Genomic DNA, 21,682 nt, shown 5'->3' on the forward strand with positions numbered 1-21,682 from the left:
ATGGCGAGGATCCAGCTGACCAGGACGGTCATGTTTTTGTTGGCCAGGGCTAGGACGAACGGGTCGCGGATGGAGATGTTTTTTCCGCCGCTGAGTAGGACGAGGAGGATGCCTTGGAAGGCGAGGAATGCGGCGAGGGTGACGACGAAGGAGGGGATGCCGATTTTGGCGACGAGGAAGCCGAGGGTGAAGCCGATGGCGAGGCCGGTGATGAGGGCGGCGGGGATGGCGGTGTACCACTGCCAGCCGTGGTTGGTGAGCAGGATGGCCATGACGGCGCCGCAGACGCCGCTGGCGTAGCCGGCGGAGAGGTCGATTTCGCCGAGGAGTAGGACGAAGACCAGGCCCATGGCGATGAGGGTGACGGCGGCGCCTTGGGAGAAGAGGTTGGCGAAGTTGAGGGCGCTGAAGAAGGTGGGTCGGGCGATGCCGAAGATGAGGCAGAGCACGATCAGGCCGAGGATGGCGGGCAGGCTGCCGATGTCGCCGCCGCGGACCCGGCCCCAGTAGTCGTGGAGGTGGCTGGCGACGGTCGGCTTGACCACCCGGACGCCGGCGCTGATCGTGGTCGGCGAGCCGCTGCTCTCCGCGGCGGCCGACGGTTCGGACACCTCTGGCCCGATGCCGGGTTGAAGATTGCTCATCGGTCGGCTCCCGGGGGCGTGATGTCGATGTCGCCGTTGAGGTCGGAGGGCTTCTCGGGGGGCAGGCCGAGGTTGCCGCTGCGCCCGGAGGTGATCAGTTCGACGATCTGGGAGTGCGTCACGTCGGGGGTCTTGACCTGTGTCGTCATCCGGCCGAGGTAGAGCGCGGCGATCCAGTCCGATACCGCGACGACGTCGTTCATGTTGTGCGAGATCAGAATGACGCCGAGGCCGTTGTCGGCGAGGCGGCGTACGAGTTCGAGGACCTGCGCGGTCTGTGCGACGCCGAGGGCGGCGGTGGGTTCGTCGAGGATGACGACGCGGCTGTTCCAGAGCACGGCCTTGGCGATGGCGACGGTCTGGCGCTGGCCGCCGGAGAGGCTGGCGACGAGCTGCCGCAGCGATTTCACGGTACGCACGGAGAGGCTGGCGAGGGTGTCGCCGGCCATCTGTTCCATGGTCGGTTCGTCCAGGACGATGCCGCGTACCTTCTCGCGGCCGAGGAACATGTTCTGGACGATGTCGAGGTTGTCGCAGAGGGCGAGGTCCTGGTAGACGACCTCGATGCCCAGCGCCGAGGCGTCCCGGGGGCTGTGGATGGCGACCTGGTTGCCGTCGAAGATCACCGTGCCGGCGTCGATGGTGTAGATGCCGCTGATGCATTTGACCAGCGTCGACTTGCCGGCGCCGTTGTCACCGACGAGCGCGGTGACCTCGCCCGGATAGACGCTGAGGCCGACGTCGTGCAGGACCTGTACGGGACCGAAGCTCTTGTCGATCCCGCGCAACTCCAGAAGAGGTATCGCGGCCACGGTGGTTCTCCTTCGCTCAGTGACCGGGTGTCTCGTCCGTGGCTCGGCCACTCGCGATCGGGTGGAGGGACCCGACTTCGGCGCCGCCCACGCCCCGCGGAGATGGGCGGCGCCGAAAGTCAGCGACTCAATGGGTCAGCTGATGCCGTTGTCCGTGCAGAGCTTCGCGAAGTCGGCGGTGCAGAGCTCGGCCTTGGTGACGAAGCCGTCGGCGACGACGTCCTTGACGTTGTCCTTGTAGATCGCCTTCGGGACCAGCAGGACGGCGGGAACCGTGGCCTTCGACTCCGGGTCCGTCACGGTCTGCCCGGTGTCCTTCTTCTCGCCCTTGGCCAGGCCGATGGCGAGCTCGGCGGCGGCGTCGGCCTCCTGCTTGATGGCCTTGTAGACCGTCATGCACTGGTCGCCGATGAGGATGTTCTGCAGGCCCTGAACGGTGGCGTCCTGGCCGGTGACCGGGACCTTGCCGTTGAGGCTCTGCTTCTTGAGCACCGAGATGACCGCGTTGCCGAGGCCGTCGTTGGCCGCGAGCACGCCCTTGATGTTCTTGTTCTCGGTCAGCATCTGCTCGAAGATGGTGCCGGCCTGCGCGTTGTCCCATTCCGGTACGGACTGGTCCGGGCCCTTGACGTAGTCACCCGAGTCGTACTTGGGCTTGAGGACCGAGTCGTAGCCCTCCTTGAACAGGGTGGCGTTGTTGTCGGTCGGCGAGCCGTTGAGCTCGGCCACGACGGGCTTGCTGGCCTTGTTGTCGGTCAGGCACTTGACCAGGCCCTCGCCCTGGAGCTTGCCGACCGCCACGTTGTCGAAGCTGACGTAGTAGTTCGCGCCGCCGCTGAGCGTGAGCCGGTCGTAGTCGATGGTGGCGATGCCGGCGGCCTTGGCCTTGTCGAGGACGGCCTTGCCGGTGCCGGAGTCGAGGTTGACGATCATGAGCACCTTGACGCCGCTGGAGATCATGCCGTCCGCGATCGTCTGGAACTGGGTCTTGTCACCCTGGGCGTTCTGGATGTCGACCGGCACGCCGGCCGCGTCGAACGCCGCCTTCAGGTACGTGGTGTCCGCCGTGGCCCAACGCGCCGAGCTCTGGGTGTCCGGCAGGATGACGCCGACCTTGCCGACCGACGAGCCGCCGTTGGTGCCGGTGTCGCCGCCGCTGTCGTCACCGCACGCGGCCATGCTGCCGGTGGCCAGCAGACCCGCTGCCGCCAGGGCGAAAAGTCCCTTACGCATTTCTTGTCCCTTCATTAATCGGACATTCGATTGAATTCAGCAGCGCCCACTGCCGAAAGTTTCGGTCCTGGGAATGCTGAGGGGGGAGCTGGTTTGTTGTGCTCGGCAACATTTTCTCATCATGGCGCCGAGCGCAAGCATTGGCGCGAATGGATCTTGCTCCTCGGAATAACAATCTGGCAACACGGGTGTCGGGTGCGAAACGTTTCGCGGCAAGGGGGTGCCCACCGGGATCGGTGGACACCCCCTTTGATTGCGGTCAGCTCACCAGAGGTATTCGAATCTGAACTGGGCGGACGTGTCGCCCGAGCTCGGGGTGCCGGGGGAGGCGGTGATGTTGCCGTCGGAGTTCACGTGCCAGAAGTTGCCCGCCGAGTCCCTCAGGTTGTAGGTGGCCGACGGCTGGCCGGGCGCCTGCACCGGGCGGATGCCCTCCCAGTCGCCGGCGGCGGCTCCCCGGGTCATGACCTTGTTCCCGTCGTTCCGGTTCACCTGCACCCACTGATTGCCCGGATTGCGGGAGAGCAGGTAGTAGAAGGGAACCTGGTCGCCGGTGTTGAGCCCGTACTGCTCCCACAGCCCGACATAGCTACCCGTCGCCCGGAGCTGGCTGGTCGCCCCTGGGCTGCTGACGTACATGTTCGTGCTCAGTGACTTGAGCGCCACCGTGTTGGTCCTGCTCTGCGCCACGCACCACGCGGGTGTGCCGGAGGTGCTCGCGGCCCCCTCGGACGAGCGGGAGGTCAGCAGGAACTTCCCACGACTGTCCGTCAGCAGGCACTCCGAGCGCAGCTTGCGGTTGCGGGAGTCCGTGTTGACGCCGTCGTGGTAGACGAGCACCAGGCGCACGCGACCGCTGGCGTCCCTGACCTCTTCGATGGTCGCCTGGTTGGTCCACTCGCTGTCGCCGCCGCACATGATGATGCCCTGGTAGGTCCACGGGCCGGTCACGGAGCCGGCGGTCGCGTACGCGATGACCGACAGGTCCGAGTCGGGCTGGCCGGGCTGCCGGCAGACGGCCGGGGTGAACTCGGGCTTGGCGGCGAACACCATCACGTAGGGCCCGGGCAGGCTGTGGTTGAGGCTCGACTGCCAGTTACTGGTCTTGAAGATGGAGCCGCCCTCGAGGTACGGGCGGTGGACCTCGGTGCCCACGCCGCCGCCACCGCCGCCCACCCTCTCCTTGACGCAGTTACCCATGTCGGCCTCCAACGGGCCGTCGATGTTCAGCCAGGCCTGACTGGGGTCGGTGAAGTTGGCGTCCAGGGCGGTGTGACTGGACATGTGGCGCAGCGAGAGGCCACCGCAGGAGTCCTTGTCGCCGTCCGCCCACAGCAGGTACTGGTTGGCGGTGGACGGGGTGGTGGGGTCGCTGCCGTCCACGAAGACCTCGGGGTCGGACATGTAGCCGACGCCGTTGATCTGCCGGAACTTGACCGAGTTGCCCGGGATGTTGACGCTGCCGTACCCCGTGATGGGGTCGGTCGAGCTCGTGACGAAGATCTTCGAGGAGTACTTGTCGTTCCGGTCGGTCAGATCGGGGGTGTACAGGTAGTAGTCCTGCGGGTTGGTCGGCCCGACGGTGTTCTTCACCCGGCGGACGGCCGGGGCCCACAGGTGTTTGGTGCCCGACCTGCCGATCGTGGCTTCGGTGAGCGCCACGGCCGAGGTGGTCCAGTTGAGGCCGTCGGGGGAGAAGTAGCCCATCGTCTGGCTCATCGGATAGTAGTTCTCCCCGGGGCCGTCCTCGTCGAACGGCCCCTCGAAGAGGTCCTGCGACGTCACCATGCAGTAGCCCTCTACGCTGCCGGCGCTGGGGCGCTTGCACTTGAACGCGTGCGGGTCGGACGAGTTGTTCGACGTGGCGAACGTGGGTCCCGGGGGGTCCGCGGCGGCGGCGTCCGGCATCAGGATTGCCGCGGCGGCGGTCCACAGTGCGGTGATGAGGACCGCGGCACCCAGCCGGCGGGCGGGAATGCTTCTTTTCATGATGCTCCTTGGCCGGTGCCGCCATGGGCGGCACAGAAGTGCGCGCCGAGGGTCGCACCCCGCAGCGGATCCGCGATGCCGGGTGAACAATGGAGCGCCGAGGGCTTGTCCTACGGAGTGGTTCGAATTTGTTGTGGTCCACAACATCCGAGGTGGTTAAACCGTAGGTATGCCGCTGTCGGGCGGGCAATGGGGCATCAGACCTGAAAGTTCCGGGACGCTACCGGTACACCTGTCACCTTCGAGGGTCCGCCGCCAGGCGGCCGGCGGCGGACCCGTGACCCGTGACCCGGGCTACTGCTCGTCGAGCAGGTCGCGCAGCTCGCGCAGCCCTTCGCGGAGCCGGTCGGCGAACGTGTGCATCATGTCGGCGACCGGGCGAGGCGTGCTGAGGTACAGGTTGAACCGGTCCGGCAGCAGCACGTACGCGATCCCGATGCAGCGACTGCTGGTCGCCCCGAACCCGAAGTAGCTGATGTTGGCCGACGGCGCCGAGCTGGTGCTCAGGTAGTCATCGCGCATCGTGAGCCACCCCGGCGTCTCGTACAGCCGGGACGGCTCGGGCACGCCGAGCTCGGCCCCTCGCCACTTCTGAATCAGCTGCAGCTGCCACAGGTGCTGCTCCGGCGCCGCACCGGCCTGGCACTGCTTCGCCCGTTCGACATGCTTGTCGGCCGCGGCCCGGAACGCCGCCCGCCGCTCGTCGGACGACGCGGCGGGGTCGTCGAACGTGGACACGAATCGCAGCACCTCGGGCGTGACGACGCGCATCGCCTCGGTCCGCCCCCGCCGGTACTGCCGGGTGGCGATGGACTCGTACGTGGCACCGGTGAAGCCCTTGGCCCGCTTGTGCGCGAGCTGGTAGGCCAGCTGCACGAACGCGTCCGGCGACATCCGCAGCCGCTTGACCTCGTCCACCCCGAACTCGTCGAAGGGCAGGGTCACGGTGGCGGTGTCCGCGCCGTACTGGGCGAACGACCCTGCCGCGGCGGCGATGTCGGCCCGCAGCGCGTCGTCGAGCACGAACGTGACCGGCTCGATCGCCGGCACCCCCTGCGCCGCCGCACCCGACTGCGCGGCGTGCTCCTCGGGCGACGCGGCGAGCAGCGCGTCGACGAAGCTGAGGATGGTGGTGCCGTCCAGCTCGCAGTGCTCGACGTTGATGCCGGCCGTGCCGTCGGCGAACACGATCAGCGACACCGCCTTGTCGAACCACCGGTTGCCGCTGTCGCCGTGCAGCAACTGATCGCAGGCCGCCAGGTCGTCGGCCGGCGTCAGGTCCTCCAGGCACACGCAGAACAGCGCCGTCTCGATGGTGTCCAGCGCCGTCGGGTTGCCGGGATCCAGCGCCGCCAGCCGGTCCCTGGCCGCCGCCCACTCGGCCCGGGCCATCGTGGTGAGATGACCGGCCGCGGTGTCCGTCGCGGCCCGCGCGGTGCCGGCCTTCTGCACCTCGCGCAGGCCGGCGGCCAGGTCGTCGAGCGAGTGCGGACGCCCGTCCGGACCGATCACGTTCATCCGGTACGCGTTGCCGCGCTGGAACACCACGATGTGCCGGGCCGTCGACGGGCCCGGCCACTCGTCGCCGTACGGCGCTCGGACGGTGTCCTGCACCGGCCCCGGGATGCGGGTGGTGGAGAACAGGAACTTGTGCTGCTCCATCGACAACGGCTTCCCGCGAGTCGCGACCGCCGGGATGCTTTCGTCGTCGAGCTGGGTCTTGTAGTTCACGGCGGCGGCGATGAGCCCCGCCGCGCGCTCCACCTGCGGCTCGGCGAATCCGTGCAGCGGCGTTCCACGGAACAGGAAGAAGAAGTTGGCGTTCAACGCGATCCGGTCCCGGCGACCGAGATAGCGGGCCGGCCAGAACGCGTCCAACCAGCTGTGCGTGGCCGGATCCGCGTTGTATCGCACCAGATCGGCGTGCAGCCTCGGCCCCGGACCATCGGGCCGTCCGAACTCCCGTACCGCGGCCTCGGTGTCGGCGAACTCCTCCTGGCTCAGCAGCGGCGCAGACCACTCGAGGAACCGGGCGCAGGTGTCCTCCAGCGCGGGCAACGGCACCCGCGGCAGGGTGTCCTCGTTTTCGAACGTGCTCACTCGGTCTCCTCGAATTCGATGCTCATCGGGCGGCCTGCTGGGTCATTGAATCGTCGACGTCGAAGGTCAGGGGGTCGGGAGTGCCGACGGGCCGGGAGACGTAGAGCTGAGCGTGCAGCCAGCCATCGGTCTCGAGACCCTCCGGATCGACACCGGCGGCGGACATCGTCTCCAGCACCTGCCGCTGTTCCCGGTCGGACGCGAAGCGGCGCTGCCGGAAGGTCCGGTCCACCCGCATCGTTTCGTAACCGAGGGTCGCCAGCCGATCGGCGATCGGCTCGAACGGGAACATTCGCAGCACGAAATGCGCCATCCACGGTCGCCGCTCCCGGCGGGAGCCGATCACGCGTACGAGCGTCCGGTCGGTGACATAGCCGAGGCAGCCGGTGGAGATCACGATGTCGGCGTCGGCGAACAGGGCGCGCTGCCTCGCATTGGGTTCGCGCGTCTCCAGGTCGGCCTGCACGGCGTCGTCGAGGAACCCGGCCGCCGATGCGTACTCCAGCGCCGGCCGGGACACGTCCAGCCCCACGAACCGCGCCGGGGACCCGTGCGAGCGGACCAGCTCACGATCGCGCTCCAGAAGCTCCTGCCGGGTGTAATCGGTGTCGGCGTAGCGGTCGTACAGGTCGTCCATGGTGGCGTCACAGCGCAGCAGTGCCGCGTTGACGCCGTAGGAGCTACCGACGTCGACGACGGTCGGGACGGCCACCTGCCGCGATTGGCGATACTGCCCGATGATTTGCTGGAAATAGGGCTTGGCGAGCTGGGGAATGCAATAGTCGAGCTCACGCAGCGTGGTGAAATAGGCGCGGGGATCGGGTTGCGTGTAGATGCCCTCGAGGGAAACTTTTCCGGTCTGGTCGAAACGCACGGCGCTCCTCGCGATTATCAGTCCAGCAACTGGTCGACGCGCACGGCATTGCGCTCGGCGTCGAGGTGCGCGGGCAGGACCCGGCCGAACAGCTGCCGGGTGCGGGCGACGCTGCCCACCACGCCGGGGCGTTCGGAGTAGGCGAAGATCGCTGAGTGCCGGGCGGTGGCGCCGCGTACCGCGCTCACCCGGTGCAGCGCGTACCGGCCCTTGAACAGCTGGAGATCGCCGGGGCGCAGGGTCAGGGCCTGTACCGGCGTGCGGTCGGCGCCGGTGAGCACCGAACGGACCGCGTCGAAGTTCTCCGCGTTCGCCGAGCGGATGTTCGGGCAGTACTCGAAGACGCCGCCCTCCTCCGGCTCCTGGGTCAGCATGCTGACGGTGAACTCGTTGGTGTCGAAGTGCCACGGGTGCTCCATGCCGGGTTGCACGACGTTGAGCACCAGGCCGGACAGGGGGTCGGCGAGCTCGTGCAGCTCCGGTAGTTCGAAGCAGGCGGCGAGGAAGCGCACGAAGGACGGATCGGTGTACAGCCGGTGGATGACGCTGTCGGTGGGGATCCGGTCGCGCGGGACGAACGCGTTGCCGCGCTGCATGACGATGCGGCCCGGGTGATCGGCCGGCAGGTCCGCGTCGAGTGCGATGTTGTAGACGTTGGTCTGCTCGACGTCGTAATACGCCAGCGGGGCGACCCCGGCACCTTCTCGCCGCAACGCCTCCCAGCTGCCCGGCGGAATGAACTCCGGCAGCACGCTGCATCCGAGTTCGCGCAGTTCGGTGCGGGTTCGGGAAACGACGCGTTCCCATGCGTCGCTTCCCGGCTCGCCCACTGGATAGCGCACGGTGTCCACAACATTCATTTGAGAAGGTCCCCTCCTTAAATGGCGGCGGCTTGAAGAAATGGGGAATCCTAACAAGAATTACGGCCACTATGTTGGTTACATTGTTCACAGCGCCGGTTCGCCGAAGCCGCCCGGGTATGTCGATTTCGGAGCATCGTGAGACGGGGCGGCGGCATCCGGTCCGCGTTCACTAGCGTCCGGCCATGGACACTTCATGGGGGGCTCGATCACTTGTGGCCACGGGTGTCATGGCCGCACTACTTCTCACGCCGACGGCGACTCAGGCTGCCGCCCGTACCGGCGACATCATCCAGGTCGACGTGGCCGCCGGCGGCGCACCCGGCGACGGCTATGTCGGCGAACCGGACATCTCGAACGACGGTCGGTATGCGGCCTTCACCTCGAGCTCGTCCAATCTCGTTCCCGGCGACACGAACGGCACCTACGACGTCTTCGTCCGCGATCTCCGCACCGGCAGGACCACGTTGGCCAGCGGCGGCATCGACGGCCGGCCGGCCGACGGCTATGCCGCGGACACCGTCATCTCCGGCAACGGCCGGTACGTCGCCTTCACCTCGTACGCGTCCAATCTGGTGGCCGACGACACCAACGGCGAGCGGGATGTCTTCGTCCGCGACCTGCGTACCGGCGTCACCACCCGCGCGAGCGTCGCCACCGGCAACGTGCAGCTCGACGGCTTCCAGTACGGCCCGTCGATCTCCGACGACGGCCGGTACGTGACCTTCATCGTGTCGGACTACCTGCACGGCCTGGGTCAGGAGGCGTTCCTCCATGACCGGAGTACCGGCGTCACCACGCAGGTCACCGCGCCGACCGGCGGCGCCGAGCCCGCCGTCCTCGAGGCCGCCCTCTCCGGCGACGGCAAGCGGATGGCCTTCAGCGGCACCGGCGATTACACCGGCGACGGCGGCAGCGTGAGCGCGGTCTACCTGTCCGATCTGACCACGGGCACGACGACCCGGATCAGCCCGCAGTCCATCGGCGCCGACCCGGTGGACGCCCGCTCACCGTCGATCGACCGGACCGGCACGAAGGTCCTGTACGCCGGCAACGCCGCACTCGACCCGTCGGATACCAACGCGGGTTCGGACCTCTACCTCCGCGACCTGACCGCCGGCACCACCGCGCTGGTCAGCGCCAACCACGCCGGCTCGGGCGCCGGCAACGGCGAAACCTACGAGGGAGCGCTGTCGGCCGACGGCCGCTACGCGGGGTTCTTCTCACTCGCCTCCGACCTGGTCGTGCCCGACACCAACGGCGAGGTCAACGACGTCTTCCTCCGCGATCTGAGAAGGGACCGCACCACCCTGGTGACCAGGTCCGCCTCCGGCGACAGCGGCAACGGCCTCAGCTGGGGCGGCGTTCCGTCGGGCGACGGCAGCCACGTCCTGTTCACCTCGACGGCAACCAACTTGGGCGTCGACCCGGGCGACGGCCGGGCACACCTCTTCGTACGGTGCCCGCGGCGCTGCTGAACCACCGGTCATGTGGCGGCGGGCTCGGTCACGGTGAGCAGGGTCGCGAGCTGGCGCATCAGGCCCGGCCGGGGGCGGTAGTAGACCCAGCTGGCCCGGCGCTCGGCGTCGACCAGCCCGGCTTCCCGCAGCACCTTGAGGTGGTGCGAGATCGTCGTTCCGGAGACCTCGAACGCCGGGGTGAGGTCGCAGACGCAGGCCTCCCCGCCCTCGGCCGAGGCGATCATCGACATCAGCTGCAACCGGATCGGGTCACCGAGCGCCTTGAACGCCCGGGACAGTGCCGCGGCGGACTCCGCCGGAATGCGGCTGGTGGCCATCGGCGGGCAGCACGGCACCGCGTCGGTGTCGATGACGGTGAGCTGCGTCCCTGATTTCGACATACGTCGAGGTTGACAGATGTCGAAACCGCGTGCAAGTCTTGGTTTCGACAAACATCGAACTCGACAACGGTCGAACCCGAGCCGATCTCCGGAGGTCCGTCATGTACCGCCTCATCCGACACTCGTACCGGCTACAGTTTCATCGGTAATCGGCGATTGACGATGAAGATGGTGAATGATGGCCGACCTGCTGAAGCGCAGTATCGCGGAGGAGTACGCCTCCTGGTTCCGCGCCCTGGCCGACCCCAGCCGGGTGCAGATCGTGGAGTACCTGGCACGGCAGGACCGGCCGATGCCGGTGGCGGAGATCGTCGCCGCGGTCGGCCTGGCCCAGTCCACCGTCTCACAACACTTGAAGATCCTCACCGAGGTGCGCTTCGTCCTGGTCGAGCCCGTCGGCACCGCGCGGCACTACCGGATCAACGCCCGCTGCATCGACTGCTTCCCGTCCGCCGCCGACGTCGTGATGGGCCGCCCCGCGCCGACCCCGACCGGAGGCTGTTCATGACCGCCGTCGCGATCCGGGCCATGCGCGCCGACGACGCCCAGCAGGTCCTCGCGATCTATCAGGCCGGCATGGACGCCGGCAACGCCAGCTTCGAGAACACCGCTCCCGACTGGGCGGCGTTCGACGCGAGCAAGCTGGGCGACCACCGGTTCGTCGCGGTCGACGCGGTCGGCACCGTCCTCGGCTGGGTCGCGGTCTCCGCCGTGTCCACCCGCAATGTCTACGCCGGGGTGGTCGAGCACTCGGTGTACGTCGACCCCGCCGCCCAGCGCCGGGGTGTCGGCCGGGCGCTGCTCGACGCGTTGATCGCCTCGAGTGAGGCGGCCGGGATCTGGACCATCCAGTCCGGGATCTTCCCGGAGAACACCGCCAGTCTCGCCGTCCACCGTGCCGCCGGTTTCCGGATCGTCGGCGTCCGCGAACGCGTCGGCCGCCATCTCGCCCAGGGCAACCGGTGGCGCGACGTGGTCTTCATCGAACGCCGCAGCCCACACATCCACTGACCTTCCCCACAATCGAGGAGTCTCATCGTGAGCACCACACTGGACGGCCTGCCCGTCGTCGTCATCGGCGCCGGGCCGGTCGGCCTCGCCGCCGCCGCGCACCTCGCCGAGCGCGGCATCGCCTACACCGTCCTGGAAGCCGGCGAGACCCCGGCCGCCGCCGTGCGCCAGTGGGGGCACGTCCGTGTCTTCTCCCCGTGGCGCTACAACATCGACGCCGCCGCCCGACGGCTGCTCGCCGCCGCCGGCTGGGTCGAGCCCGACGCCGACATCCTGCCGACCGGCGCCCAGCTCGCCGCCGACTACCTGCAGCCCCTCGCCGAACTCCCCGCGGTCAAGTCCCAGATCCGCTATGACGCCCGGGTGGTGGCCGTGACCCGGCTCGGCCTCGACCGGCTCCGCACCGCCGGCCGCGACACCGCCCCGTTCCTGATCCGCCTCGCCACCGGCGACGACCTGCTCGCCCGCGCCGTCATCGACGCCTCCGGCACCTGGGACACCCCGAACGTTCTCGGCGCCTCCGGTATCCCCGCCCACGGCGAAACCGCGGCGGCGCCCTACCTCGAGCACGCCCTGCCCGACGTCCTCGGCGCCGACCGCGACCGGTTCGCCGGCAAGCGGGTCCTGGTGGTCGGCGCGGGATACTCCGCCGCCAACACCCTGCTGCTGCTCGCCGACCTCGCCGAACAGGCACCCGGCACCCAGGTCACCTGGGCGATCCGGGCGGCGACTCCGGCACGCACGTACGGCGGCGGGACCGCCGACGCGCTACCCGCCCGCGGCGCCCTCGGCACCGTCCTGCGCGAACACGTCGAGGCCGGCCACATCGAACTGATCACCGGCTTCTCCGTCGCCGCGCTCGCACCGCGGCCCGACGGCGGCATCGAGGTCTCCGACGGCACCCGTACGGTGGTGGCCGACCGGATCGTGTCCGCGACCGGGTTCCGGCCCGACCACGGCATCGCCGCCGAGCTGCGCCTCGACCTCGACCCGATCATGGGCGCCAGCCGCACCCTCGCACCGCTGATCGACCCGAACGAGCACTCCTGCGGCACCGTGCCACCACACGGCGTCGACGAACTGGCCCACCCCGAGCCCGGCTACTACGCCATCGGCGCCAAGTCCTACGGCCGGGCACCCACGTTCCTGCTCGCCACCGGCTACGAACAGGCCCGCTCGGTCGCCGCCGCCCTCGCCGGTGACTGGCACGCGGCCCGCGACGTCCAGCTCGACCTGCCCGAGACCGGAGTCTGCAGCAGCAACATCCCGGTGGACGCCGACCGCGTCGACGACGCCGACGGCGGCTGCTGCGCCACCCCCGCCGCCGAGAACGTCACGGTGTCGACGGGACGGGGTCTGGCGACCGGGATCGCCGGCGGGCTGCTGTCCGCACCGCTGACCCTGCAGCCCGTCGCCGCACCCGGCACCGGCGAGCAGGCCGGCGGCTGCTGCAGCTGACCCGGGTGAGACGACCAGCAGGGACGGCGCCCGGCCCGCCGGGCAGACGAGGCTGGTGGCTCGTCGCCGCCCTGGCGGTGACGCAGACCGTCGGCTACGGGGTGCTCTACTACGCCTTCGCGGTGCTGCTGCGTCCGATGGCCGCCGATCTGCACGCCTCCACCACGGCCGTCACCGGCGCGTTGACCGCGTCGGTGCTGGCCGGGGCGGTGATGGCGGTGCCGGTAGGGCGGTGGCTGGACCGCAACGGCGGCCGGGCGTTGATGACCGCCGGATCCGTCGCCGCCACCGTGCTGGTGGTCGCCTGGTCGCGGGTGCAGACCGTCGCCCAGCTCCACGCGGTGCTCATCGGCATCGGGATCTGCGCCGCCATGGTCCTCTACGAACCCGCCCTCGCTGTCGTCGTCTCCTGGTTCGACCCGCGACGACGTTCGAAGGCCGTGCTCGCGGTCATCGTGGTGGCCGGGTTCGCCAGCACCATCTTCATGCCGCTGACCGGTCTGCTCGCCGACCGCTACGGCTGGCGCACCGCATTACTGCTGCTGGCCGCGCTGTACGGCGCGGTCGCCATTCCGCTGCACGCCCTCGCGGTCCGGAAACCGTCCCGGCCCGCGTCGCAGGCGCGGCAGCCGACGCGACGCGACCGCACCGTGGTCGTCCGCGCGGCGGTGCGCGATCGCCGGTTCTGGTGGCTGGCCGTCGCGTTCGTCGCGCACGGCGCGGCGATGAGCGCCATGACCGTCCACCTCGTCGGGTTCCTCGTCCACCAAGGCCATCCGGCGACCTTCGCCGCCACCGTCGCCGGGCTGCTCGGCGTGCTGTCGGTGACCGGCCGGCTGCTGCTCACCGGCGCCCAGCGCCGCCTGCGGCTGCCGGTGGTGGTCGCGGTCGTCTTCACGATCCAGGCCGCCGCCGCGCTCAGCCTCCCGATCGTCGGCGCCGGCCGGACCGGCGCCGCGCTCGCGGTGGTCGGGTTCGGGATCGGCTTCGGGGCGGCCAGCCTGGTCAAACCCGCGCTGCTGGCGGATCGGTACGGCACCACCGCCTACGCGACGATCGCCGGCATCCTGGCCACACCCATCACCGTCGCCAAGGCCGTCGCACCCCTCGCCGCAGCCGGTCTGTACGCCGCCGTCGGCTATCCGCCGGTGCTCACCGCGATCGGCGCCGCATGCCTTGTCGCCGCCGTCGGGATCGTGGCACGGTCCACCTCGCCGACGCCGGTGCCGGCGGATCAGCTCACCGGGACCGGTGTCCTCGCCGGTAGCAGCGCGATCGGCGCCGCCGGTGCGACGCGGCCAGGATGAACGGGGCGCCGGACCCCCGTCTATCTGCCTCGCAGCCGGGTCGTGTGTCGGATTGTGGTGATGCCGCAGGCGACGCGGGTCAGGCTGGCGGCCAGGGCCATCGTGCTGAGCGGTCGCAGCGGTGTGCCGGACGCCGCGAAAATGATGATCATGGTGAGGTCGCCGGCGAGGCTCAGCGCGGCGACAGCGATGGTGGCGGTCAGGGCGTGGTGCGGGCTGGTCTCGGGTAGCCAGCGCATCAGGCGGCCGGTGGTGGCGACCGTCGCGGCGGCGGTGGCGATCGCGATGGCGATCAGGGGGAGGACCGGGATGGCGGCGAACAGCGGGGCCGGCCCGGTACGCCATGGCGTGGGATGCAGCAGCAGTAGCCACCAGCTGCCTACCAGTGGGCCGGTCGCGATGAACCAGGTGATGGTGCGCCGGGCGTAGGCGGTGGTCAGCTCGCCGCCGAACGCGTCGGCGACCGCCTGCGGCGCCCCGAACTGGACGACCGCGGCCTCGGCCGCCGGACCGGCGGGCAGTCCCGCCGCGCGGTGGTCATGCACCGCCTGGTCCAGGCCGTCGGACAGCTCGGCGAGGATCGCTTCGCGGCGTCGTCGCGGCCCACGCAGTCGGGCGGCGAGGTCGGCGAGGTACCCGGCGACGACGTCATCGGGGGCGTCGGCGGTCAGGCGGTGGCCGGCCATGCTCGCCTCGTCAACACGGCTGTCACGGCGGTGGAGAACTGCTCCCAGACGGCGCGCTGCTCGCCCAGGGCGGCCTGACCGGCCGGGGTGAGGCGGTAGGCGCGACGCCGGCGGCCCCCGACGGTCTGCCAGTCGCCGGCGATCAGCCCGGCGCGTTCCAGCCGGTGCAACGCCGGGTAGACGGTGCCGGTGGGCAGGTCCAGGGCGCCGTCGCTGCCGTTGCGCAGCGTCTCGATGACGGCGTACCCGTGCTGGGGACCGGGTTCGAGGACCGCGAGCAGCAGCGTGTCGAGATGGCCTTTGAGTAGCTCTGGTCGCATGGGCAGCACGGGCGCTCCTCACCTTCGCTGTGGTGCGGCACATCAACCGCAGTGTAGCGTCGCAATACTTTGTGATGCTACCTATGAGGTGAGTGATGGACACCAGGTCAGGGATCTTCACACTGCCCCAGGCCGGTTTCGCCGACCGTACGGCGGTCGGTGGCAAGGCCGGCGTCCTCGGCGACCTGGTCGGGGCCGGGATGCCCGTCCCGCCCGGCCTGGTCGTCACCGCCGAAGCCCTGGAGCTCGACGGCTGGGAGAACGACCTGGCGGCCGCGGCACGCGGACTGGGCGCCGAGAGGTTCGCGGTGCGCTCGTCGGGCGCCGCCGAGGACCTGCCGGACGCCTCCTACGCCGGCCTGTACGAGACCTACCTGAACATCGCCGTCGACGGTCTCGCCCAGGCGGTACGCCGGTGCTTCGCCGCAGCGGGCTCCGAGCGGGTGATCGCCTACCACCAGCGCCGCGGCGCAGGTCAGCCGGCGATGGCGGTCCTGGTGCAGGCGATGGTGAACGCGGCGGCGGCCGGGGTGGCGTTCACCGCGCATCCGGTCACCGGCGACCGGGAGCAGACGGTGGTCAACGCCGTACCCGGTCTGGGTGAACCGCTGGTGTCCGGCGAGGCCGTCGGCGAGGAATGGACCATCGCCGGCCGGGATGCCCGGATGAGCCGCCCGGCTCCCGCCGGGAGCGGAGTCCTGACGGTTGAGCAGGCTCTGGCGATAGCGGACCTGGCAGCCCGGGTCGCGGTCCGCTACGGCCGCCCCCAGGACATCGAGTGGGCGATCGACCACGGCGGCCGGCCGTGGCTGTTGCAGGCCAGGGAGATGACGGCCCTGCCGCCACCGGTCACCTGGACGGCGCCCGGGCCGGGACTGTGGATGCGCAACTTCCGGCTCGGCGAGTGGCTGCCCGAGGCAGTCACACCCTTGTTCGGCACCTGGCTGCTTCCGGTACTGGAAGGTGGCTACCTGGACGGGATGCACGCCAGTCTCGGCGTCCGGGTGCCGTTCCGGTATGCGCTGGTCAACGGCTGGTACTACAACGCCACACCGGTGCCGTCACCGAGGCTGCTGGCCCGGGTGCTGTGGCAGGGACGCGGTCATGCCGTCAAGGTCCTCTACAACGCGTTGATCCGGGTCGGCCGGGACCCGGCGGCCGCGGAACGCGCCGTACTGTCCGATCTGGACCGGCAATGGCGAGCGGCCCACCTGCCCGCCTACCGGCAGCTCGTCGCCGACGCGGAGACCGAGGCGGCGACCGCCGGACCGCACCGGTTGGCGCGACTCGTCGACCAGCTCGGCCGCGAAGCCGGGATCCACCTGTGGTACCTGGCGATCGTGGGCGGATCGGCGTGGAAGATGGAAGCCGGCCTGACCCGGTTCTGCCGCCGGCACCTGGCCGAGGTCCTGCCCGACGCCCGCGACGGCGCGCAGGTCCTCCTGCGCGGACTGCCCGGCGCCCAACCCGTCCACCCCGCGCATGCGGTGCAGAGCGCCGACTGGTACCACCCCGTCGCGGCGGAGCTACCCGCGACATTGACCGCGCCGCCGGACGGGAGCCACCGGTTCGCCCGGCTGGCAGGCCAACGCGCCACCGCCGAGCAGTCCTGCCGGACCGCCCTCACCGGACAGCCGAGGCTCCTGACCCAGTTCGAGCAGCTCCTGCAGGTCAACCAGCGCTACGCGGTCATCCGCGAGGAGCAGGCCCGCGACTTCACCCTCGCCTGGCCGGTCCTGCGCACCTGCGTCCGACGCCTCGGCGAGCACCTCGTCGCCACCGGCGCGGCGGCGCAGGTCGAGGACGTGTTCTTCGGTACCCGCGACGAAGTCGCCGCCTGTCTGGACGGCCCGGCCGAGCCCATCGGCGACGCCGTGCGGACGCGCCGCGAGCAGTGGCAGCGCAGGCGTGGCCTCGCCGCGCCGTTGACCCTCGGGCAACCCGCCCGGCTGATCGGCGACGTCATCGACCGTGCCGTACAGCAGGCACGCGGACCGCGCGAGATCGGCCAGAACGTGATCGTCGGCCATCCGGCAGCGGCGGGCCGCGCCACCGGCCCGGTCCGCATCGTGCACGGCCCCCACGACTTTCCCGCGTTCCGCGACGGAGACGTTCTGGTCGCGAAAGCGACCGCACCGGCGTGGACGCCGCTGTTCGCCCGAGCCGCCGCCGTCGTCACCGACGGCGGCACCCTCGCCGCCCACGCCTCCCTGGTCGCCCGCGAGTACGCCATCCCCGCGGTCGTCGGCACCGGCGACGCCACCCTGCGCCTGCAACCCGGGCAGCTGGTCACCGTCGACGGCGCCGCCGGAACCGTCACACCTCATGACGAACCAGCGACGACGCCGCTGGACGACACGGCCCGGCGGTAACCCGTGCCCGGGTACCGGGCGTGAGGCCAGCGCGCGCCGGCTGACCTCGCCATGACGCCCACACTGGTACCGACGGATCAGCTCACCGGCGCCGAGGTCCTCGCCAACAGCAGTGCGGCCGGCACCGACAGTCCGTACATCAGCAAGCCATAGGCCAGCAGCGTCAACACCACCACCGGCCCGGCCGCGGCGGCGAGGAACAACGCCAGCGACAGGTTGCGCACCGCCGTGGTCATCGCGACCGCCCGCCGCGCCGCAGGCGGATCGAACACCGGCGCCAGCGCCGGCGACAAACAGGCGAGTACCACGACGGCGATCACCCAGGCCGTCGCCCAACCCACCTCCGGCAGCCTGGTGAAACCGGTGACCAGGAAGTACAGCACCACGCCCGCCAGCAATACATCCGCGATCCGGCGACTGACCTGATGCACCCGCTGCGCCATCGCCGGACGGCGGCGGCGCAGCCACATGCCCACCGCGACCGGCACAACCTGACCCGACAAGCCACCCAGGACCAGCGCGACACCGCCGAGGCCGGCCGGCGCGACATCGTAGCCGGCTACCCACGCCCACACCGGCACGCTCAGCAAACCCAACGGCGCGTACACACCCTGCAACGCCGCCCCGACCGCGAGATCGCCTCGCGCATGCAACGTCAGCAACGCCCCCGTGCCTCCACCCGGCGCGGCAGCGGCCGACACGATCCCGAACGTGGCGTCCGCGCCGAGACCCGCCAACGACGCGAGCACCACCGCAAGGCCGGGAACCACTACGACGTTGGCCAGCACCGCCAGCACCGGCACCACCGGTCGGTCGGCCAAGGCGCGGAAGTCGGCAGTGCGCAACGTGGTGCCGACCGCCAGCATCGAGGCCACCAGCAGCACGGCGAGGGCGGCCGTGCTCACCGGGCCACACGCTGCGCCGGCGAGCCCTGCCGGGCGAGAGCCCGCAGCACGTGGATGGCGTCGCGGCCGACACCGCGCAGCGTGGCCGACGCGAAGCTGCGCTGCCGCTCCAGGCCGACATAACCCAGCCCCGGCACCGTCATCGACACACCCCCGGCATGCAGTGGGGCACCCGCGCCGTCGAGCGCGGCCGTGCCGCCCAGGAACGGCAGGTCCGGCCGGAAACCGGTCGCGAGAATGACCGTGTCGACCCGCTCACGGGTGCCGTCGGCCCACACCACGCGGTCACCGTCGAGACGGGTGAACAGCGGCAGTCGGTCCGGCTTCCCGGCTCGTACGGCCGTGCGGTACCGGCCGTCGTCGATCACCGGCACGCCACCCTTCACCAGCCGGGGCCCGAGCGCGGAGGTGTCCAGGCCGGTGCGGGCCAGCCACCAGTGGAAGTCCCTACCCAGGATCCGCTGCGGCTGCCACCGCAACCGGTCCCGAGTGGTGATGGTGACGGTCGCGATCTGCGCCAATTCGACCGCGATCTGCACCGCCGAGTTCCCGCCGCCGACCACCACGACCCGGCCGCCCGCGAACGGACCCGGCCGCCGGTACTGCGACGAGTGCAGCACCGTGCCGGTGAACGTGTCCAGACCCGGCAACGCCGGGCGGTACGGGCGGCTGAACCCGCCGCTGGCCGCCACCACCATCCGGGCCTCTACAGTCGTGCCGCTGGAAGTCGACACGGTGAAGCCGCCGCCCTCCTCGGTGACCCGGTCCACCCGCTCGTTGAAGCGCACGTCCGCACCCAGATGCCGGGCGTAGTCGCCGAGGTAGGCGACTACCTCGTCACGTACCGGGTACCGCTCCGGATCGCCGGGAAACGCCTTGCCCGGCAGCGAGCAGAACCGGGCGGGGGAGAACAGGGTCAGGCTGTCGTAGTAGCGGGGCCAGGAACCGCCCGCACCGCCGGAGGCGTCGAGCACGACCGGTCGCCAGCGCCGGGCCAGGGCGGCGTGGGCGGTGGCGAGACCGGCCTGGCCTCCGCCGATGACGACAACGTCAGCGAAAGTCATGCCAGCAATGTATCGTCATATCGCGAGAAGACGAAATGATGTTCAGCAGACTGGATCCCGATGACCACGCCGCCAGCCCTCGACGGGCCCACCCAGGACTTCCTCAAAGCCCTCGCCAGCGAGACCCGCCAGCAGATCATGATGCTCTTCGCCGCCGGCACCCAGCTCACCGTCGGCGAGGTCGCCAACCGCTGCGGCCTCGGCCAATCCACGACCTCCGAACAGCTGGCCATCCTGCGCCGCGGCGGCCTCGTCCAGTCCACCCGCGACGGCAAACTCGTCCGTTACCGTGCTGACCCCAGCACCATCACCACACGGCTCACCGAACTCCAGGGCTACCTCGCGTGCTGCTGCCCTCCACCCACGCAGTCGGACAACGCCTTCGCCTGAAGCACAATCGAGCAACGGCCGCCGGCGCCACGGCGCTGCTCATTGGTCGGTCGTCGGGGTATCGGTGCAGCAGGCAGCGGTGCAGTCGGGTCCGCCGATAGCGGGCAGGGCGCAGTCGTCGCATTGCTCGCCGTGCCACGCCTCGATGCCTTCGCGGATGGCGACGGCGGCGATGACGAGGGCGGCGACCGGATCGGCCCACCACCAGCCGAGGGCGGCGTTGAGCAGCAAGCCGACGAGGACGATCGCGGACAGGTAGGTACACAGCATCGTCTGCATGGAGTCGGCCATCACGGTGGCCGAGCCGAGTTCGCGGCCGGTGCGTCGTTTCGCCCAGACCAGCAGCGGCATCACCACGACAGAGGTGGCGGCGATGCCGATGCCGATCGGTGTGGTGTCGGCCTGCTCGGCGCCGAGCAGCGCGCGGGTGGCGTCGACGGTGACCCAGATGGCGAGGGCGAAGAACGAGACGGCGATCAGGCGTAGGGCGAGGCGTTCGCGGGCTTCGGGGATCCGGGACCGGAACTGCCAGATCACGACCAGGGCGGAGGAGACCTCGACGAAGGAGTCCAGGCCGAAGCCGAGAAGGGCGGTCGACGACGCCGCGGCACCGGCACCGACGGCGACGACGCCTTCGAGCAGATTGTAGCCGGCGGTCGCATAGGCCAGACGCAGGCTGCGCTGGTTGAGCTGCGTGCGGCGCCGCGAGGAGGGCCGGCCGAGACTGATCGGGCCGCTCACGCGGTCACCGCCGCGGCACGGGCGGCCGGTTCGCCGGCGTCGTCGGTCGGGCAGAGCGTCACGACGGCGCCCGTCGCGGCGAGCAGCCCTTCCGCAGCGGTCAGCAGGTCGAGCAGTTCGGGGCGAATCAGTGCATAGAACGACTGACGGCCTTCGACCCGGTAATCGATCAGGCCGCAGCCGCGCAGACACGCCAGGTGCTTGGAGACGGTGGACTGTGCCAGGCCGAGCTCGCCGGTCAGGTCAATGACCCGGGCCTCGCCCGAGGCGAGCCGTTTCACGATCTTCAACCGGGTCTCGTCGCCGAGGGAACGGAACAGTGCCACCGCCGGCGTCATCCCCGCCGCCACCGCGGCGGTCACGCACCGATCCTCAATAATCGCCACAGTGCGATGATAGCCCGTCCTGACGATCAGAAGACCAAGGTCCAGCCCGGATCACCTGCATGGCTCCGGATCGTCGCGGCCGTTGTCGACCGTCGGCGGCGTGTGCCTGGGCGGCGTGCTCATGTGGGTTCTCCGTCTGGATGGCCGATGGTGAGGAACGGGATGGGGCAGTCGGTGCAGGTGCAGTCGGTGAGGCTGTCGCAGCGGGCGTCGACGACCTCGGTGAGCGCACCGCGGATGGCGGTGAGGTCGGCGATCCGCTGATCGATCTCGGCGATCTTGGTGACGGCGCGCTGTCGCAGGTCCGGCGCCGGGTGCCGGCGGCGGCCGGTGTCGAGCAGTTCGGCGACCTCGTCGAGGGTGAACCCGAGCCGTTGCGCGGCCTTGATCACTGTCAGCAGGGCGACGGTGTCGGGTGGGTAGAGCCGGTGCCCGCCGAGGCTGCGCGAGGGCTCGGCCAGCAGGCCCCGGCGTTCGTAGTAGCGCAACGTCTGGACGTTGACGCCGGCCTGCTCGGCGACCTCGCCGGTGCGCAGCCCACCCTTGTTCGGCGAGGCCATCACGTCGCCCTCGGCGGGCACGTCCAGCAGTGGAGGCGCGACATCACGGGCTCCTTGATCAGGTGGTGCGGCGCCGCACCGGCGCTGCCCCTCGACGGTAAGCCTGTAC

General features: G+C 70.3%; 21 protein-coding genes and 1 pseudogene. 7 read left to right on the forward strand and 15 right to left on the reverse strand.

What is annotated here, in order from left to right:
• The 7 genes and pseudogenes from ACIBSW_RS17405 to ACIBSW_RS17435 all read right to left on the reverse strand — a co-directional run.
• A pseudogene (locus tag ACIBSW_RS17405) lies at window positions 1–644 on the reverse strand (ABC transporter permease); the annotation flags it as partial.
• Entirely contained in the window at window positions 641–1,456 is an 816-nt protein-coding gene (locus ACIBSW_RS17410; RefSeq protein ID WP_404799364.1) for an ATP-binding cassette domain-containing protein, read from the reverse strand. The pseudogene ACIBSW_RS17405 and the gene ACIBSW_RS17410, both read right to left, overlap by 4 nt.
• A gap of 135 nt (window positions 1,457–1,591) precedes the next feature.
• A complete protein-coding gene (locus tag ACIBSW_RS17415; RefSeq protein WP_404799365.1) occupies window positions 1,592–2,689 on the reverse strand; it encodes a sugar ABC transporter substrate-binding protein in 1,098 nt (365 codons plus the stop codon).
• Between the two features lie 264 nt (window positions 2,690–2,953).
• Window positions 2,954–4,678: a hypothetical protein gene (locus ACIBSW_RS17420; protein ID WP_354720821.1), complete on the reverse strand. Its 1,725-nt coding sequence runs from the start codon at window positions 4,676–4,678 to the stop codon at window positions 2,954–2,956.
• A gap of 294 nt (window positions 4,679–4,972) precedes the next feature.
• Window positions 4,973–6,778: a choline/carnitine O-acyltransferase gene (locus tag ACIBSW_RS17425; protein WP_354720819.1), complete on the reverse strand. Its 1,806-nt coding sequence runs from the start codon at window positions 6,776–6,778 to the stop codon at window positions 4,973–4,975.
• Between the two features lie 22 nt (window positions 6,779–6,800).
• A complete protein-coding gene (locus tag ACIBSW_RS17430; RefSeq protein WP_354720817.1) occupies window positions 6,801–7,652 on the reverse strand; it encodes a class I SAM-dependent methyltransferase in 852 nt (283 codons plus the stop codon).
• Window positions 7,653–7,669: 17 nt separating this feature from the next.
• Window positions 7,670–8,512 (reverse strand): arpA protein, encoded by an 843-nt coding sequence (locus ACIBSW_RS17435; protein ID WP_354720815.1) that lies wholly within the window; start codon window positions 8,510–8,512, stop codon window positions 7,670–7,672.
• 230 nt (window positions 8,513–8,742) lie between these two features.
• On the opposite strand from ACIBSW_RS17435, the gene ACIBSW_RS17440 reads away from it, so the two are divergent.
• Window positions 8,743–9,990, forward strand: a complete 1,248-nt coding sequence (locus ACIBSW_RS17440; protein WP_354720813.1) for a hypothetical protein — start codon at window positions 8,743–8,745, stop codon at window positions 9,988–9,990.
• A gap of 8 nt (window positions 9,991–9,998) precedes the next feature.
• Here the strand turns inward: ACIBSW_RS17440 and ACIBSW_RS17445 are convergent, their stop codons facing one another.
• Window positions 9,999–10,373, reverse strand: coding sequence for a metalloregulator ArsR/SmtB family transcription factor (locus ACIBSW_RS17445; RefSeq protein ID WP_354720812.1), 375 nt, complete (start codon window positions 10,371–10,373; stop codon window positions 9,999–10,001).
• Between the two features lie 175 nt (window positions 10,374–10,548).
• Between ACIBSW_RS17445 and ACIBSW_RS17450 the strand changes: the two genes are divergently transcribed.
• From ACIBSW_RS17450 to ACIBSW_RS17465, 4 genes are read left to right on the forward strand one after another with little or no spacing between them, the layout of a single operon-like run.
• On the forward strand, window positions 10,549–10,881 hold the full coding sequence (locus tag ACIBSW_RS17450) for a metalloregulator ArsR/SmtB family transcription factor (protein WP_354720810.1): 333 nt from the start codon (window positions 10,549–10,551) through the stop codon (window positions 10,879–10,881).
• A complete protein-coding gene (locus tag ACIBSW_RS17455; RefSeq protein WP_354720808.1) occupies window positions 10,878–11,384 on the forward strand; it encodes an N-acetyltransferase family protein in 507 nt (168 codons plus the stop codon). The genes ACIBSW_RS17450 and ACIBSW_RS17455 overlap by 4 nt, the downstream gene beginning before the upstream one ends.
• A 24-nt stretch (window positions 11,385–11,408) precedes the next feature.
• Window positions 11,409–12,842: an FAD-dependent oxidoreductase gene (locus tag ACIBSW_RS17460; RefSeq protein ID WP_404799410.1), complete on the forward strand. Its 1,434-nt coding sequence runs from the start codon at window positions 11,409–11,411 to the stop codon at window positions 12,840–12,842.
• Between the two features lie 5 nt (window positions 12,843–12,847).
• Entirely contained in the window at window positions 12,848–14,149 is a 1,302-nt protein-coding gene (locus tag ACIBSW_RS17465; protein ID WP_354720804.1) for an MFS transporter, read from the forward strand.
• Window positions 14,150–14,169: 20 nt separating this feature from the next.
• On the opposite strand, the gene ACIBSW_RS17470 is transcribed toward ACIBSW_RS17465, so the two are convergent.
• Together ACIBSW_RS17470 and ACIBSW_RS17475 are read right to left on the reverse strand one after the other, a co-directional pair.
• Entirely contained in the window at window positions 14,170–14,835 is a 666-nt protein-coding gene (locus tag ACIBSW_RS17470) for a permease prefix domain 1-containing protein (protein ID WP_354720802.1), read from the reverse strand.
• On the reverse strand, window positions 14,817–15,155 hold the full coding sequence (locus ACIBSW_RS17475; RefSeq protein WP_354720829.1) for a helix-turn-helix transcriptional regulator: 339 nt from the start codon (window positions 15,153–15,155) through the stop codon (window positions 14,817–14,819). The genes ACIBSW_RS17470 and ACIBSW_RS17475 overlap by 19 nt, the downstream gene beginning before the upstream one ends.
• A 95-nt stretch (window positions 15,156–15,250) precedes the next feature.
• Here ACIBSW_RS17475 and ACIBSW_RS17480 point away from each other — a divergent pair, with 95 nt between their 5' ends.
• Complete coding sequence (locus ACIBSW_RS17480; RefSeq protein WP_354720800.1) at window positions 15,251–17,527, forward strand: PEP/pyruvate-binding domain-containing protein; 2,277 nt, start codon at window positions 15,251–15,253, stop codon at window positions 17,525–17,527.
• A gap of 77 nt (window positions 17,528–17,604) precedes the next feature.
• Here ACIBSW_RS17480 and ACIBSW_RS17485 read toward each other — a convergent pair whose 3' ends face one another.
• Both ACIBSW_RS17485 and ACIBSW_RS17490 read right to left on the reverse strand, forming a co-directional pair.
• Window positions 17,605–18,432: a hypothetical protein gene (locus ACIBSW_RS17485; protein ID WP_354720798.1), complete on the reverse strand. Its 828-nt coding sequence runs from the start codon at window positions 18,430–18,432 to the stop codon at window positions 17,605–17,607.
• On the reverse strand, window positions 18,429–19,496 hold the full coding sequence (locus ACIBSW_RS17490) for an NAD(P)/FAD-dependent oxidoreductase (RefSeq protein WP_354720795.1): 1,068 nt from the start codon (window positions 19,494–19,496) through the stop codon (window positions 18,429–18,431). The genes ACIBSW_RS17485 and ACIBSW_RS17490 overlap by 4 nt, the downstream gene beginning before the upstream one ends.
• 60 nt (window positions 19,497–19,556) lie before the next feature.
• Here ACIBSW_RS17490 and ACIBSW_RS17495 point away from each other — a divergent pair, with 60 nt between their 5' ends.
• Window positions 19,557–19,886: a metalloregulator ArsR/SmtB family transcription factor gene (locus tag ACIBSW_RS17495; RefSeq protein ID WP_354720792.1), complete on the forward strand. Its 330-nt coding sequence runs from the start codon at window positions 19,557–19,559 to the stop codon at window positions 19,884–19,886.
• Window positions 19,887–19,925: 39 nt separating this feature from the next.
• Here ACIBSW_RS17495 and ACIBSW_RS17500 read toward each other — a convergent pair whose 3' ends face one another.
• The 3 genes from ACIBSW_RS17500 to ACIBSW_RS17510 form a co-directional block, all read right to left on the reverse strand.
• Complete coding sequence (locus ACIBSW_RS17500; RefSeq protein WP_404799411.1) at window positions 19,926–20,615, reverse strand: cation transporter; 690 nt, start codon at window positions 20,613–20,615, stop codon at window positions 19,926–19,928.
• Window positions 20,616–20,623: 8 nt separating this feature from the next.
• Window positions 20,624–20,965, reverse strand: a complete 342-nt coding sequence (locus ACIBSW_RS17505; protein WP_354720827.1) for a metalloregulator ArsR/SmtB family transcription factor — start codon at window positions 20,963–20,965, stop codon at window positions 20,624–20,626.
• A gap of 167 nt (window positions 20,966–21,132) precedes the next feature.
• Window positions 21,133–21,594 carry a MerR family transcriptional regulator gene (locus ACIBSW_RS17510; protein WP_404799366.1) on the reverse strand — a complete coding sequence of 154 codons (462 nt, stop codon included), beginning with the start codon at window positions 21,592–21,594 and terminating at the stop codon, window positions 21,133–21,135.
• Between the last annotated feature and the right edge of the window lie 88 nt (window positions 21,595–21,682).

It is taken from the genome of Actinoplanes sp. NPDC049668 (assembly GCF_044465445.1).
GTDB lineage: Bacteria > Actinomycetota > Actinomycetes > Mycobacteriales > Micromonosporaceae > Actinoplanes.

Excerpts from the sequence above, each read along its gene's own strand:
- ACIBSW_RS17415 (WP_404799365.1), bottom strand. The coding sequence starts at position 2,689 with ATGCGTAAGGGACTTTTCGCCCTGGCGGCAGCGGGTCTGCTGGCCACC.
- ACIBSW_RS17420 (WP_354720821.1), bottom strand. The coding sequence starts at position 4,678 with ATGAAAAGAAGCATTCCCGCCCGCCGGCTGGGTGCCGCGGTCCTCATC.
- ACIBSW_RS17435 (WP_354720815.1), bottom strand. The coding sequence starts at position 8,512 with ATGAATGTTGTGGACACCGTGCGCTATCCAGTGGGCGAGCCGGGAAGC.
- ACIBSW_RS17440 (WP_354720813.1), top strand. The coding sequence starts at position 8,743 with ATGGCCGCACTACTTCTCACGCCGACGGCGACTCAGGCTGCCGCCCGT.
- ACIBSW_RS17445 (WP_354720812.1), bottom strand. The coding sequence starts at position 10,373 with ATGTCGAAATCAGGGACGCAGCTCACCGTCATCGACACCGACGCGGTG.
- ACIBSW_RS17450 (WP_354720810.1), top strand. The coding sequence starts at position 10,549 with ATGATGGCCGACCTGCTGAAGCGCAGTATCGCGGAGGAGTACGCCTCC.
- ACIBSW_RS17455 (WP_354720808.1), top strand. The coding sequence starts at position 10,878 with ATGACCGCCGTCGCGATCCGGGCCATGCGCGCCGACGACGCCCAGCAG.
- ACIBSW_RS17470 (WP_354720802.1), bottom strand. The coding sequence starts at position 14,835 with ATGGCCGGCCACCGCCTGACCGCCGACGCCCCCGATGACGTCGTCGCC.
- ACIBSW_RS17475 (WP_354720829.1), bottom strand. The coding sequence starts at position 15,155 with ATGCGACCAGAGCTACTCAAAGGCCATCTCGACACGCTGCTGCTCGCG.
- ACIBSW_RS17480 (WP_354720800.1), top strand. The coding sequence starts at position 15,251 with ATGGACACCAGGTCAGGGATCTTCACACTGCCCCAGGCCGGTTTCGCC.
- ACIBSW_RS17490 (WP_354720795.1), bottom strand. The coding sequence starts at position 19,496 with ATGACTTTCGCTGACGTTGTCGTCATCGGCGGAGGCCAGGCCGGTCTC.
- ACIBSW_RS17495 (WP_354720792.1), top strand. The coding sequence starts at position 19,557 with ATGACCACGCCGCCAGCCCTCGACGGGCCCACCCAGGACTTCCTCAAA.
- ACIBSW_RS17505 (WP_354720827.1), bottom strand. The coding sequence starts at position 20,965 with ATGACGCCGGCGGTGGCACTGTTCCGTTCCCTCGGCGACGAGACCCGG.